At 29.0% G+C, this 12,575-nt stretch carries 16 protein-coding genes; 2 read left to right on the top strand and 14 right to left on the bottom strand.

Features of this window, described 5'->3' with window-relative positions:
- Positions 1 to 36 precede the first annotated feature (36 nt).
- The 5 genes from abc-f to BN2087_RS03415 all read right to left on the bottom strand — a co-directional run bounded on the left by abc-f (position 37) and on the right by BN2087_RS03415 (position 5,408).
- The gene (abc-f, locus tag BN2087_RS03435) at positions 37 to 1,959 is read right to left on the bottom strand and encodes a ribosomal protection-like ABC-F family protein (protein WP_049690482.1); all 1,923 of its coding nucleotides are present in this window, start codon (positions 1,957 to 1,959) and stop codon (positions 37 to 39) included.
- A gap of 7 nt (positions 1,960 to 1,966) precedes the next feature.
- The gene (locus BN2087_RS03430) at positions 1,967 to 2,605 is read right to left on the bottom strand and encodes a redox-sensing transcriptional repressor Rex (RefSeq protein WP_049690481.1); all 639 of its coding nucleotides are present in this window, start codon (positions 2,603 to 2,605) and stop codon (positions 1,967 to 1,969) included.
- A gap of 11 nt (positions 2,606 to 2,616) precedes the next feature.
- Positions 2,617 to 3,054, bottom strand: coding sequence for a hypothetical protein (locus tag BN2087_RS03425; RefSeq protein ID WP_049690480.1), 438 nt, complete (start codon positions 3,052 to 3,054; stop codon positions 2,617 to 2,619).
- A gap of 10 nt (positions 3,055 to 3,064) precedes the next feature.
- Entirely contained in the window at positions 3,065 to 4,891 is a 1,827-nt protein-coding gene (typA, locus tag BN2087_RS03420) for a translational GTPase TypA (RefSeq protein WP_049690479.1), read from the bottom strand.
- Positions 4,892 to 5,009: 118 nt separating this feature from the next.
- Entirely contained in the window at positions 5,010 to 5,408 is a 399-nt protein-coding gene (locus BN2087_RS03415) for an ATP-binding protein (RefSeq protein ID WP_049690478.1), read from the bottom strand.
- 153 nt (positions 5,409 to 5,561) lie between these two features.
- Between BN2087_RS03415 and rd the strand changes: the two genes are divergently transcribed.
- Both rd and BN2087_RS03405 read left to right on the top strand, forming a co-directional pair.
- Positions 5,562 to 5,720, top strand: a complete 159-nt coding sequence (gene rd, locus BN2087_RS03410; RefSeq protein ID WP_049690477.1) for a rubredoxin — start codon at positions 5,562 to 5,564, stop codon at positions 5,718 to 5,720.
- A 61-nt stretch (positions 5,721 to 5,781) separates the two neighbouring features.
- The gene (locus tag BN2087_RS03405; protein WP_049690476.1) at positions 5,782 to 6,378 is read left to right on the top strand and encodes a VTT domain-containing protein; all 597 of its coding nucleotides are present in this window, start codon (positions 5,782 to 5,784) and stop codon (positions 6,376 to 6,378) included.
- 29 nt (positions 6,379 to 6,407) lie between these two features.
- Here BN2087_RS03405 and BN2087_RS03400 read toward each other — a convergent pair whose 3' ends face one another.
- The 9 genes from BN2087_RS03400 to BN2087_RS03365 form a co-directional block, all read right to left on the bottom strand.
- Positions 6,408 to 7,382: a YitT family protein gene (locus BN2087_RS03400; RefSeq protein WP_049690475.1), complete on the bottom strand. Its 975-nt coding sequence runs from the start codon at positions 7,380 to 7,382 to the stop codon at positions 6,408 to 6,410.
- Between the two features lie 56 nt (positions 7,383 to 7,438).
- Positions 7,439 to 8,620, bottom strand: coding sequence for a coenzyme F420-0:L-glutamate ligase (locus BN2087_RS03395; RefSeq protein ID WP_049690474.1), 1,182 nt, complete (start codon positions 8,618 to 8,620; stop codon positions 7,439 to 7,441).
- Positions 8,621 to 8,687: 67 nt separating this feature from the next.
- A complete protein-coding gene (locus BN2087_RS03390; protein WP_049690473.1) occupies positions 8,688 to 9,062 on the bottom strand; it encodes a Zn-finger containing protein in 375 nt (124 codons plus the stop codon).
- Between the two features lie 2 nt (positions 9,063 to 9,064).
- Entirely contained in the window at positions 9,065 to 9,802 is a 738-nt protein-coding gene (locus BN2087_RS03385) for an NAD-dependent protein deacylase (RefSeq protein ID WP_049690472.1), read from the bottom strand.
- Positions 9,803 to 9,827: 25 nt separating this feature from the next.
- The gene (locus BN2087_RS09260) at positions 9,828 to 9,992 is read right to left on the bottom strand and encodes a hypothetical protein (RefSeq protein WP_167335898.1); all 165 of its coding nucleotides are present in this window, start codon (positions 9,990 to 9,992) and stop codon (positions 9,828 to 9,830) included.
- Positions 9,993 to 9,999: 7 nt separating this feature from the next.
- Entirely contained in the window at positions 10,000 to 10,734 is a 735-nt protein-coding gene (locus tag BN2087_RS03380; protein ID WP_049690471.1) for an ABC transporter permease, read from the bottom strand.
- 9 nt (positions 10,735 to 10,743) lie between these two features.
- Entirely contained in the window at positions 10,744 to 11,532 is a 789-nt protein-coding gene (locus BN2087_RS03375; protein ID WP_049690470.1) for an ABC transporter permease, read from the bottom strand.
- Complete coding sequence (locus tag BN2087_RS03370) at positions 11,529 to 12,227, bottom strand: ABC transporter ATP-binding protein (RefSeq protein WP_049690469.1); 699 nt, start codon at positions 12,225 to 12,227, stop codon at positions 11,529 to 11,531. Before BN2087_RS03370 ends, BN2087_RS03375 begins: the two co-directional genes overlap by 4 nt.
- Positions 12,220 to 12,570 (bottom strand): hypothetical protein, encoded by a 351-nt coding sequence (locus tag BN2087_RS03365; RefSeq protein ID WP_049690468.1) that lies wholly within the window; start codon positions 12,568 to 12,570, stop codon positions 12,220 to 12,222. Before BN2087_RS03365 ends, BN2087_RS03370 begins: the two co-directional genes overlap by 8 nt.
- Positions 12,571 to 12,575 lie beyond the last annotated feature (5 nt).

Below are 12,575 nucleotides of genomic sequence, written 5' to 3'. Positions count from 1 at the left end.
GTTTACCCATGCTATATCGTTTGAAACAAATAATTTTTAATTTTCTTCCAATTCCAAAGATAATTCTAACCACTTATCCTGATATCTCTGCTTTTTATCTTCAAGATTTTTTATCATATTAAAAGTTTCTATAACTTTTTTTTGATCATCATAAAAACCTTCCTTGAGGCTTTCTTCCGTAAGGTGATGAATTTTTGCATCAATAGCATTTGATTCTTTTTCCAATTTTTCTAGCTTATCTTTTATTTTTTTGATTTCAAGCCTTTGTAATTTTTTCTTTTTTTCTTCCTTTTTAATTTGGGTTTGAGTCATTTCTGGTTTTTTCTCATCTTCCATCAAGTCTTCTTTTAATTTTTCAACATAATAATCGTAATTACCCAAATATTCTTTCATATAATCCTTGTGCATATCAAGAATTTTTACAGCAATTTTATTTAGAAAATACCTGTCGTGGCTTATTACAAGAACGGTCCCCTCGTACGCTATAAGAGCATCTTCCAAAGCTTCTTTCGAATCTATATCAAGATGGTTGGTTGGCTCATCCATCAAAATAAAATTACAATCTGAAAGCATAAGTTTTAATAAAGAAATTCTTGCCCTTTGACCTCCGGACAATTCATTTATTGGCTTATCAACTTCATCTTGGTAAAACATTATTTTTGCAAGATAAGACCTAATTTCATAATTTGTAAGGTCGGGATAAGCCTCTCTTATTTCTTCAAACAAAGTGTTTTCCGTATTAAGAGATTTTTGTTCTTGGTCAAAATATCCAACTTTTACGCTAGATCCTAATTTTATTTCTCCGTCATCTTTTCTTTCTTGGTTTAAAATAATTTTAAATAAAGTAGTTTTTCCTACACCATTTTCTCCAATTATTGCAACCCTATCATTTCTATAAATATTAAAAGAAATATCTTCAAAAATTTCCCTATCATAGGATTTTTTGAGTTTATCTACACTTAATACATCAACTCCTGAAACAATTCTTGGAGTAAATCTTATATTTATTGTTTCATTAAGACTTTCAGGTTTTTCTACCCTTTCCATCTTATCCAAAAGTTTTTGTCTAGATCTTGATTGAGAAATTCCTCTTTTTCTTTTTGATCCGCCAAAATTTTTTAACCTATCAATTATTTCTTCTTGCCTTTTAATTTCTTTTTGTTGGGTTTTGTAAAGGTGGTTTTGAACTTTCAAATCTTTTTTTCTTTGTTTCATAAAAGAAGTATAATCGCCATCATAAATTTTTAATCCACCATTTTCTAACAAAAATATTTTGGAAACTGTCGCATCCAAAAAATACCTATCGTGGCTTATAACAATAACCGATCCGTTAAAATTTTTCACAAAATTTTCCAAAAAATTAATAGCCTTAATGTCCAAGTGATTGGTCGGCTCATCTAACAAAATAAGGTCAGGTTTTTCCAATAAAAGACAGGCAAGTTCAACCCTTGCCTTTTGTCCTCCTGATAAAAGCGAAATTTCTTTTGAAAAATCTTCTTCGCTAAAGCCCATTCCAATCAAAACCCCTCTTATTTCTGATTTGTAGGAATAGCCGTTTTGTTTTTCAAATTCCTCGCTTTTTCTTGCATATTCTGCCATTATATCATTGAGCTTATCTGGATTTTTTTCCTCGCTCATTTTCATTTCAAGATCTCTTAAATTTTTTTCAAGTTTTATCAGATCTTTAAAAACTTCCAAACAATAATCGTATATACTTTTGTTAGACATAAGTCCTAATTGTTGTTTCAAATAACCAAGACTTACATCGTTTGGTATATGTATATTTCCAGAATCTTTTGAAATTTCTCCTGTTAATATATTAAATAGTGTAGACTTTCCAGAACCATTATTTCCTATTAGGCCAATTTTGTCTCCCTTATTTATAGTAAAGGATAAATTTGAAAATACATCTTGGGTAGGATAGGATTTTGATAAATTTGATACTGAAGCTACAATCATAATTTTTTTAGAAAATGAAATCTTCTGGTGAGTTGATAAAATATGTTAGGGTAAATAATGATTCGTCTAGGTGAACATTTTCTATTACCACATTATTTTTTGTTTTTAAATCAACTGGTGCAAAATTCCAAATTCCTTTTATTCCTCCTTCACAAAGAATATCACAAACTTCTTGGGCACCTTCTTTTGGTGTTGTAATAATTCCTATATCGATTTTATTTTTTTCCAAATATTCTTTTAATTCGTCAATTGGTAAAACTTTTACTTCATCTGTAGAAACTTCTTCGTTGTTTTTATCGAAAATTGCCTTTACATAGTAGTCTAGAGTTTTAAATCCTGAGTATTGATTAAGAGCATGGCCTATATTTCCGTATCCAATTATTACCATTGAATATTCTTTGTTTACTCCAATAATTTTTGCAAGCTCATCCATCAATTCTTTTACATTGTAGCCGTAGCCTTGTTGGCCAAAGCAACCGTAATGGTTTAAATCTTGTCTAATTTGGCTTGCTGTTAGACCTGTGATTTGTGAAAGTTCCTTTGATGAAACTCTTACAATGCCTTTTTCATTAATCGCTTCTAGGTACCTATAATATTTTGGTAACCTTTTTATAACTGATAAAGAAACGTTTGATCCTTTTTTCATAACAACCTCCCCTAGTCATTTTTTATTTCTTTTGATTTTAATCTATTTAAAAGTATTACATTTAATAAATGAGCAATATAAACGATAATAAGTCCACTATAAAATAGTTCTTGCCAATAATTTGATATTCTTTCATCTACTGCTATAAATTTTGGAATTAGTGGTGTGTAAGTGCTTGCCACAAGTAGGGCATGATAACTTAATACAGCAAATCCAAATATGCTAATTATTCCTACAAAAATTGAATATCCTCTTGTTTGTTTTTCCATTAATATATAAAGAGGATATATCAACATGATAACCCACGAAATGATAAAGGAAATATTCCAAATATCATTTACTACTTGTGGGTTAATTTTTGTAAGAATTAGGATTAAATTTGCTATAAAAACCACTAATACTGATAGAAGCAGAGTACTTGAAAGAAATCTTTCAAATCTCTTTTTCATTTTTTCCACCTTATTTGTTATTTTTTTTAGCTTTATACCTTAGATTATTATCTAAAATTCTTTTTCTAATTCTTAAATTGTGTGGAGTAATTTCTATTAATTCATCTTCTTCCACAAATTCCATCATCTCTTCTACACTCATAATTTTTGCAGGAGTTAGGACAAGGGCTTCGTCAGCTGCTGATGCTCTGACGTTGGTTTGTTTTTTCTTTTTACAAACATTTACGTCAATGTCTATTCCCTTAGCATTTGATCCTATAACTTCACCTTCGTAAACTTCATCTTGTGGTTTTACAAAAAGTTGTCCTCTTGATTGGGCTGCGTGAAGTCCATAAGTTGTTGCAACTCCTGTTTCAAAAGAAATAAGTGAACCTGCTTGTCTTTTTGCAATATCTCCCTTATATCTTTCGTATGAATCAAATTCTGTATTTAAAACTCCAGTTCCTTTTGTATCTGTCAAAAATTCTTGCCTATAACCTATAAGTCCTCTTGCAGGAATTTTAAATACCATTCTTGTATAGCCTGATGAATTTGGAGCCATATCAATTAGTTCTCCCTTACGAAGACCTAATTTTTCAATTATTGCTCCTGTATATTCTTGGTCGACATCAATTGTTGCAAGCTCAATTGGTTCTAATTTTTTACCATTTTCATCTTCTTTAAACATAACTTCAGGTTTTGAAACTTGGAATTCATAGCCTTCTCTTCTTAAATTTTCTATCAAAACTGAAAGATGAAGCTCTCCTCTTCCTGAAACCTTGAAAGATTCTGTTGAATCAGTTGGTTCAACTCTTAAAGAAACGTCTGTTTCTTTTTCTTTAAATAACCTATCTCTAATATGTCTACTTGTTACATAATCTCCATCACGTCCTGCAAATGGTGAATTATTTACAGAAAAAGTCATTGATAAAGTTGGCTCAGAAATTTTTGTAAATTCTATTGGATCCATATCATTTTCTGTACAAATTGTATCTCCAATATTTATATCTTCCATTCCAGAAAGAGCTACAATTGAACCATATTCTGCTTTATCTACTTCACTTCTTTGAAGACCTTCAAATTCATAAATTGTAACAATTTTTGATTTTACTTTTCTATCCTTGTCATTGTAATTTACAACTATGCAAGAATCATTTTTATTTATTTGTCCGCTTTCAACTTTTCCGATTGCAATTCTTCCAAGATAATTGTCATAATCTGTTGTTGAAACCAAAACTTTAAATGGAGCTTTTAGATCTGCTTCAAAAGCTGGAGTGTAATCAATTATTGTATCCAAAAGATCTGTCATATCATTTTTTTCTTCGCCAAATTCTAGACTTGCCCAGCCTTCTTTTGCTGATGCAAAAACAAATGGTGAATCAAGATATGATTCGTCAGCATCAAGTGAAATAAATAAATCTAGTACTTCATCCATTACTTCTTCAACCCTTTGATCAGGTCTATCAACTTTATTAATACAAATAATTGCAGGTAAATTTAAGTCAATTGCCTTTCTCAAAACAAATTTTGTTTGAGGCATTGGGCCTTCACGACTATCTACAACCAAAACTACAGCTTCAGCCATATTTAAAACTCTTTCAACCTCTCCACCAAAATCAGCGTGGCCTGGGGTGTCGATTATGTTTATTTTTATTCCCTTGTAATTAATTGCGGTATTTTTTGAAAGAATTGTAATTCCTCTCTCTTTTTCAATAGAATTTGAATCCATTACTCTTTCATCAACTTGTTGGTTTTCCCTAAAAATTCCGCTAGTTTTTAAAAGTCCATCAACCAAAGTTGTTTTACCGTGGTCTACATGGGCGATTATCGCTACATTTCTTATATCTTCACGTTTCATTAAATCACTTCTTTCTTATCTAAATTAAACTATTTATTCATCAATTTATTATATCATATGTGATAAGATTATCAATAAATATCAAAAAAAATACTTGATAAAATAAACTTACCAAGTATTATATATATAATTTTCTCTTGGAATCTCTTTTCAAAAAAGCAATTATGATATTATCTTTAATAATTAGCTCATCTGCTAGGCTATAAACAAGTTTGATTCCCCTGCCATGATCATGAAGTCCGTCATTTTCAAAAAGATAATCAATGCCTTCTCCCTCATCTTTAACTTTTATTAGACAAAATTCATCATCCATCATAAAAGTTGTGTCGATAATTTTTTCATACTGACACCTGTTTCCGTGTTCGTATGAATTTATTATTAGCTCATCCAAAATTAATCTAATTTTGAAAATTAAATTTTCATCTATATTTTTATTTTTTAAATTTAAAACAAGCCCGTCCCTAAATTTTTTTATCATTTTTAGGTCAGTCGGCATTGTGTTTCTAATAAGTTCCATCTTAATCCCTCATCTCTATTAATTATATACCCAAAGAAAATTAAGTTTCTTATCTTTTTAAAAAAAATTGTCAAATTTTGTACAAATTCCTAAATTATTGATTTTTTTTATTTTGTAGTATAATGTAAATATAACAAATGAAAGGAGAATATTATGAAATACGTATGTACAGCTTGTGGATATATCTATGATCCTGCAAAAGGAGATCCAGATAACGGAATCGATGCAGGAACAGAATTCAACGACCTTCCAGAAGATTGGGTTTGCCCAGTTTGTGGAGTAGGTAAAGATATGTTCGAAGAACAAGAATAAGATTTTTTTAAAGGGAGGCCCTCGGCCTCTCTTTTTTCTAAGTCCGTATTAAAAACTAATTATGAAATATTTTTTAAAAAAATACAGCAAAGAAATTAAAATATTAATAAGCCTTGGACTTTCGATTTTATTTTTGAGCTTTCTATATAAATTATATAAACTTGGAATTCTTACAGATTCCGACAAATTATATGATTATATCGGAGCTTTTACATACCTTGCTCCTTTAATTTTTATAATTTTGAAGGTAATGATTGGATTTGTTCCATTTATTCCAACAACCATTTTTATAATAATTGGTTTTGCCTTATTTGGACAAAAATTCGGTTTATTTTTAAATTATATTACTGGCCTTATGACTGCAGTAATAAATTATACTTTAACAAGAATTTATGGAAAAAGATTTTTAAATATTTTTATTCCAAAAAAGAATCTCAAAAAATATGAAAGCGCAACAAGACAAAGTAGTAAAAAATTCAAAAAGATTTTGTTTATAACAAGTGCAACTCCATTTGCCCCTGACAACGCCTTATCCATGGTTGCAGGTTTTAAAAAAATCAGATTTAAAGAATACATAAAAATAATGGTTGTGGCAAAATTTTTAGAAATTTTAATAATAGCCTACTTTATGTACCATTTAAAATTATTTTTGGAATAAAAAATACTCCTGAAAAATCAGGAGTTTTTTTATTGCAAATCTGTAGTATAAAAGCCCTTACCTATTATTGATGAGGTATCTAGAACTGTTATAAAGCAGCGTGGGTCAATTTCTTTTATAAATTTTCTAAATAAAACTGCCTCATAATCATTTGTTACGCACAAAAATACTGATTGGTCTTTTTTATAATATAGGCCTGTCCCATCTATTACGGTTGCCGACCTATTTAATTTATCTCTAATAAATACGCTTATTTCTTCTTGCTTTGATGTGATTATTAAAAATAGTTTTGCTGTATTAAATGATTTTATAAATTCATTTACAACGACTCCCTTCATCAAAAGTCCTAGACAGGAAAGAATTCCTATTTCCACTCCAAAAATTTTTATTGATAGTATGGTCAAAATAGAATCTCCCATCAAAAGTGATTTTCCTATATTTAATTTTGTGTATTTATTTATAATCATGGCAATTATATCTGTGCCCCCGCTTGATGCGGCTAAATTAAATAAAATTGAAGAGCCTACAGCTGGTATTAAAACTGCGCAAAATAATTCCAATAATTTATTATCTGTAAAGGGAGTTGTATGGGGAATTATTTTACTTAGTAAAAGGGCTGTCAAGGAATTTAGTATGGATACATATCCTGTTTTTATTACAAATTTTTTTCCCAAAATAAAATATGCCACAACCAATAAAGTCACATTTAAAATTAAAGTTATTAGGGCGGGAGAAAGAGGAAGGCTATTTGAAAGCAGTATGGATGCCCCCTCTACTCCACCTATTACAAAATGGTTGGGATATTTAAAAAAATGAGTTCCATTTGCCATAAGTATTGCGGCAAAACTCATTAGGAAAATTTTTTTTCTATTACTTAAAGGCTCGTGGGCAAATTTATCTTTGTGCCTATCTTTTCTTAAAATTTTTATAGCAGCATTTCTTTCAAGTATATGTTTAAGTTTTTCTTGTTCTGAAAGCTGTTTAGGATCTTTTTTTTCTTTCATCTTAAATTTTTTTTAATCCTCCAAGTTTATAAAAAAAAAGCCTCGCGGCTTTTTTTTTAATCATTTGAATAATTATCAAAATACCCTTGAATAAGAACGACAGGAGTTCCTTTATCTCCAGAACCTGAAGTTAAATCGCAAAGTGATCCTAAAAGATCTGTAATTTGTCTAGGTGTTGTTCCTAGTGTTTCATCACTTCCTTTTAAGTCTTCTGATTTTTGAGAAATTCTTTCTCTCATTTTTGCGGTTCTTTCTTCAATTGATAAATCTTTTAATTCGGTATCAGCTATATATTTTATTTTTAATTCGTTTGGTGTTCCAGAAAGTCCCTTTGTAAAAGCAGGGGAAACAACTGGATCTGCAAGCTCCCAAATTTTTCCTACTGGATCTTTGAAAGCACCGTCACCGTAGATCATAACTTCAACTTGTTTATTATATTTTTCAATAAATTTTTCTTGAAGCTCATCTACCAATTTTTGTCCATCTCTTGGGAATAATTTTACTACATCTTCTGTAGAAAGATTTGATCCAAGTAAACCGTAATCTTCATTATAGCCTGATCCATCAACTGATTGTGTCATTATTTCATCAAGTCCGTATACTTCTTTTGCTCCAGATTTTTCTAGAAGTTTTTTTGTTAAATCTCTAGTATGAATTTGGCAAACTAAAACACTTTTTGTAAATTTTAGTACATCTTTTGGATTGTTGAAGAAATGAACCTCACTATTTTTTGCCATTTCTTTGTAAAGTGAAATGTAGTCAACTCCAGTAAATTGATGTTTGTAATCTCCTGCAAGTTTTCTAAATTCTTCTTCTGTTAAAATATCTGAATAAGGATTTACATCACTTTCAAATAAATCCATTCTGTCCATAATGTAGTTTCCTACCTCATCTTGTGGATAAGATAAGCAAATGTGAAGTTTTTTTCCACTCAAAGCGAAAGCTTTTAGCATTATAGAAAATCTATTTCTACTTAAAATTGGGAATAAGATTGCTATTTCATCACCTTTAAATTTATTGTTGATGTCTTTAGCAATTTGTTCACAACTTGCGTAGTTTCCTTGAGCTCTTGCTACAAGGGATTCTGTAACGCAAACTACATCCTTGTCGTTTATTTCGATATTTTTTGACTCAACAGCTTTGTTTACGCTATCAAATACTATATCTACTAAGTTATCTCCTGTCTCAATAATAGGTGTCCTTACACCCGTTGATACTGTTCCTATTAATCTATCCATACATGCTCCTTCCTAACGTATTATACATTAATTTTTTTAAAAAATAAAGTTAAAATTTAATTTTTTTTTAAGATTTTATTTTTTGTTTAGTCTTGCATTTAGGGCATTTGACGATTATTTTACCCTTGCCTTTAGGAATACGTAATTCTTGTCCACATGATTTACACCTAATATACTTATATTTTTTATCTCCAAATATTTTCCTCTTAATTTTCCCATATTTTTTTTGGATTGGATTTAAAAATTTTAATTTAAAAATATAATTTTCACTGTTTCTTTTTATTTCATTTGTTGATATAGTCCTAAAAATCGCATAAAAAACTATAGCTAAGGGAAGTGCTTGCAAAAATTCAATTTTTGCAAAGTAGTTTATTAGCATAAGTCCTATGGCAATCCAAACTAGGCCTATTGATAACTCATCTATTCCATGTCGTTTTTTCAAAATTAAACACCTTCTACTAATTCTTTCATTATTTTTGAAATATCTCCTTTTAAAAGATAATCTGCTTTATTATCTTTTGGGGTAGGATCCCTGTTTATTACAATAAGTTTATTTCCCCTATAAAAATCTATTAATCCTGCTGCAGGATAGACAACCAAACTTGTTCCTCCAACTATTAAAACATCTGCTTCGCTCATTAATTTTACTGCATAGCTTATATTATCATTGTTTAAACTTTCTCCGTACAAAACTATGTCAGGTCTTACAACCGATCCACACTCATCGCATGTGACTAAATTTTTAAATTTTTTTACATAAGAAAGGTCGAAATTTTTCCCGCAAGATGTGCAATAATAATCTCTTAAATTTCCGTGAAGCTCAATTACATTTTTACTTCCTGCTTCTTGGTGGAGGGAATCTATATTTTGGGTTATAATCCCTTTTAATTTTCCTTCTTTTTCAAGTTTTGTTAAAGCAAAGTGGCAGTCATTTGGTTTTATTCCTTCAATCATCAAATTTTCTTTTGCATATTCCATAAATTCGTCTGGATGATTTACGAAAAATTCATGGCTTAGCATATATTCTGGTGAGTATGATGAATTATTTTCCCTATTATAAAGTCCTGTCGCAGACCTAAAATCTGGAACTCCGGATGCAGTTGATACCCCTGCTCCTCCAAAAAATACAATATTATTTGACTCTTTTATAATTTTTTTGACTTCATTAATTTTATTATCCATAATATCTCCTTACTATGACTATACCCTAGTTCTTTTTTTTAAATTTATTATCAATGCTCGCCCCAAAAAATGCACCTATTACAGCACAAGCTACAGCTACCATTTCTTTGTTTGGAAAATTGTAGGCATTATTTAAAATTATTGATATTATAACTCCTCCAATTATCCCTAAATACATATTCTTGTTCATAAAATCCTCACGATAAGTCTAAATCTTTTTTCAAAATTTTTGCATTTATAAAAAATAAGCCCATAAATATCAAAATATAATAAATAAACCCTGTAAGATTTACATAGGCTTCTCCCTTGTATTTTACATATGAATAAATAAAGGACATGTAATTATAATTTTTCAAAACAATTTTATTGTGCAAGAGCAAGAAATTTTTGTTTATAAAAAATCCCAGACCAAAAATCAATCCTGTAATTGTAAAAATCACGAGGGCTGAAGTTTTTTTTCTAAATATAAACCTGTCCATTTGCATATAAAAAAATATTAGCATGGAAAAAACATTTACAAGATTCATTATAAATATTAAGGACAAAAGGGTTTTTGTGTTTAAATATTTTCCTACTATATAAAATAAAAATACTGATAAAAAAACCAAAAGCCAATAAAAAATATTTATTACTACAAGCTTTGCCAAAATAAATTCTTTTGCACTAATTGGAAGTGAGAATGTAAGTATGGACCTATTTGTATAAAGGTCCTTGTAAAATGTATTTATAATAAAATAGGATATGGTTAGGATAAATACTACAAGTACAATAATTTCTATTGAATTTAGGGCTGAATTTATTTCAAGTGATCTTGAAATGGCTCCTATTGTTTTTATTGATAAAAGTGATATTAGGAGAATTACAAAACTTGCAATTGTCGAGATAAAAAATTTCATATTTGATTTTACATCATATTTTAAATATTTTCTCATATCCTTCTCCTAAAAATCTATTTTTTCTTCTATCAAAAATACATTATAAAAAAATGTAACTGCTATAATTAAAATAGAAAAAACCAACATCCAAATATTAATTCCCAAAACTTTTCCGTCTACTCCATTATAAAGCATGGATATATCAAGCCCATTTATATTTATAATTCTTTGAATGGCAAAGTCTTTAAATCTTAAAACCACAGGACTTATTGTGTAAATATTTCTTAAAAGCCAAACTATAATGGTAAATAAAACAATGGATAAAACCACTGAAACAAAGGAATAATACCTTCTAAAAATTTGTACTTTTGAAAGTGTAATTCCAAAAACCAAAAGTAGGTAGGCTATGGAATAATAAATTTCACTAACGAAAATATAAAGTATTAGAACTTTTATGGAAATATTATTTAAACTTTCATTTATTCCCAAAAATTTTGTAGTAAAAATTAATGATCCCACAAAAATTACAAGGCTTAAAAATCCAAAAATCAAGCTTGCCAAAAATTTCGCTAAAATTATCTTACTTACTGAAATATTTATGGTAAAAGTAATGTATGATGACTTGTCAAAAATATCTCTTTTATATCTTACGGTAAAAAATATCAAGGAAATTGATAAAATTATTAGGGCTAAAGATATAAGAAGAATAAAAAATGAAGTATTTTTATTTTCTATCTCAAAGCTATTAAATTTGTAAAATATACTAAGTAAGGCTTGGGAAATTATAGCAAAAATTGCCATAATTAGAAAAAATCCCCTTGATCTTTTTAATTCATATTTCAAAAACTTAATCATATTACAAAAATTTCCTTATACAAATCTACCAATTGTTTTTTATACTTATCCCTCAAATCTTCAGCGTCATCTTCAAAAAGAATTTGCCCTCTTTGGATAAAGGCAGCCCTGTCAAAAAGATTTTCCAAATCTCCAATTTGGTGGGTTGTAATAATAATTGTCCTACCAATATCTACGGTTTTTATTATTGCAGATAAAATCATATCCTTTGCAATTGGATCTACCCCTTCAATTGGCTCATCCAAAATATATAATTTTGTATCACGAGATAAAGTCAAAGCCAAAAGAAGTCTTTCCTTCATTCCCTTTGATAATTTATCAGAAAAGCCGTCCTTTGGAATTTTCATAAATTCAAAAAGTTCCTTGCAAACTCTCATATTAAAATCATCATAAAAATCCTTGTAAAGATTTACCGTATCTTCAATCGTCAAATTATCATAAAGATGATAGGCATCTGGAAGGTAGGAGATTATTTTTTTTGTATCCACTCCAACTTTTTTCCCGTCAATTAAAATTTCTCCATCATTTGGCTTAATAAGACCCATGATACATTTTAAAAGAGTTGTTTTTCCTGACCCGTTGGGACCCATAAGTCCCAAAATTTGTCCTTTTTCAAGTTTTAAATTTATCCCATCAAGCACGTTTTTTTTGCCGTAAGTTTTTTTCAAATTTTTAATTTCTAATATATTATCCATTAGCATTCATCCTCAAAGCTACAAAATCATAAACGCCTTCATTAGAAATTCCAATTGAATTCATATTTTTCAAAAATTCATTCAAATATCCATTTGAAAATTCAACTATTAGGGCATTTATCTTATTTTGATCAATTTTCATATAATAATAATCACTTTTTGCCTCAATCAAATCCTCATCCAAAAGTCTTTGGTAGGTTTTGTCGACATAAGAAGGATTTACCCTAAATTTATTAATAAGAAATTCCTTCTCATAAAATTTGTCCCCATTTTTTAGAAAATTATTAATAATATTTTTGGCAACAAAGTTTCTAATTTCATTATTTACTGACCTATCTTCCATATTTG

It is taken from the genome of Anaerococcus jeddahensis (assembly GCF_001182725.1).
Lineage (GTDB): Bacteria > Bacillota > Clostridia > Tissierellales > Peptoniphilaceae > Anaerococcus > Anaerococcus jeddahensis.
The sequence above is the reverse complement of the archived record's forward strand: the minus strand, read 5'-3'. Positions and strand labels throughout refer to the sequence as shown.

Bases quoted from the DNA above. Each gene is read 5' to 3' on its own strand.
- BN2087_RS03395 (WP_049690474.1), bottom strand. From the start codon at position 8,620: ATGGATAGATTAATAGGAACAGTATCAACGGGTGTAAGGACACCTATT.
- BN2087_RS03430 (WP_049690481.1), bottom strand. From the start codon at position 2,605: ATGAAAAAAGGATCAAACGTTTCTTTATCAGTTATAAAAAGGTTACCA.
- BN2087_RS03385 (WP_049690472.1), bottom strand. From the start codon at position 9,802: ATGGATAATAAAATTAATGAAGTCAAAAAAATTATAAAAGAGTCAAAT.
- BN2087_RS03405 (WP_049690476.1), top strand. From the start codon at position 5,782: ATGAAATATTTTTTAAAAAAATACAGCAAAGAAATTAAAATATTAATA.
- BN2087_RS03415 (WP_049690478.1), bottom strand. From the start codon at position 5,408: ATGGAACTTATTAGAAACACAATGCCGACTGACCTAAAAATGATAAAA.
- typA (WP_049690479.1), bottom strand. From the start codon at position 4,891: ATGAAACGTGAAGATATAAGAAATGTAGCGATAATCGCCCATGTAGAC.
- BN2087_RS03370 (WP_049690469.1), bottom strand. From the start codon at position 12,227: ATGGATAATATATTAGAAATTAAAAATTTGAAAAAAACTTACGGCAAA.
- rd (WP_049690477.1), top strand. From the start codon at position 5,562: ATGAAATACGTATGTACAGCTTGTGGATATATCTATGATCCTGCAAAA.
- BN2087_RS09260 (WP_167335898.1), bottom strand. From the start codon at position 9,992: ATGAACAAGAATATGTATTTAGGGATAATTGGAGGAGTTATAATATCA.
- abc-f (WP_049690482.1), bottom strand. From the start codon at position 1,959: ATGATTGTAGCTTCAGTATCAAATTTATCAAAATCCTATCCTACCCAA.
- BN2087_RS03380 (WP_049690471.1), bottom strand. From the start codon at position 10,734: ATGAGAAAATATTTAAAATATGATGTAAAATCAAATATGAAATTTTTT.
- BN2087_RS03425 (WP_049690480.1), bottom strand. From the start codon at position 3,054: ATGAAAAAGAGATTTGAAAGATTTCTTTCAAGTACTCTGCTTCTATCA.
- BN2087_RS03400 (WP_049690475.1), bottom strand. From the start codon at position 7,382: ATGAAAGAAAAAAAAGATCCTAAACAGCTTTCAGAACAAGAAAAACTT.
- BN2087_RS03365 (WP_049690468.1), bottom strand. From the start codon at position 12,570: ATGGAAGATAGGTCAGTAAATAATGAAATTAGAAACTTTGTTGCCAAA.
- BN2087_RS03375 (WP_049690470.1), bottom strand. From the start codon at position 11,532: ATGATTAAGTTTTTGAAATATGAATTAAAAAGATCAAGGGGATTTTTT.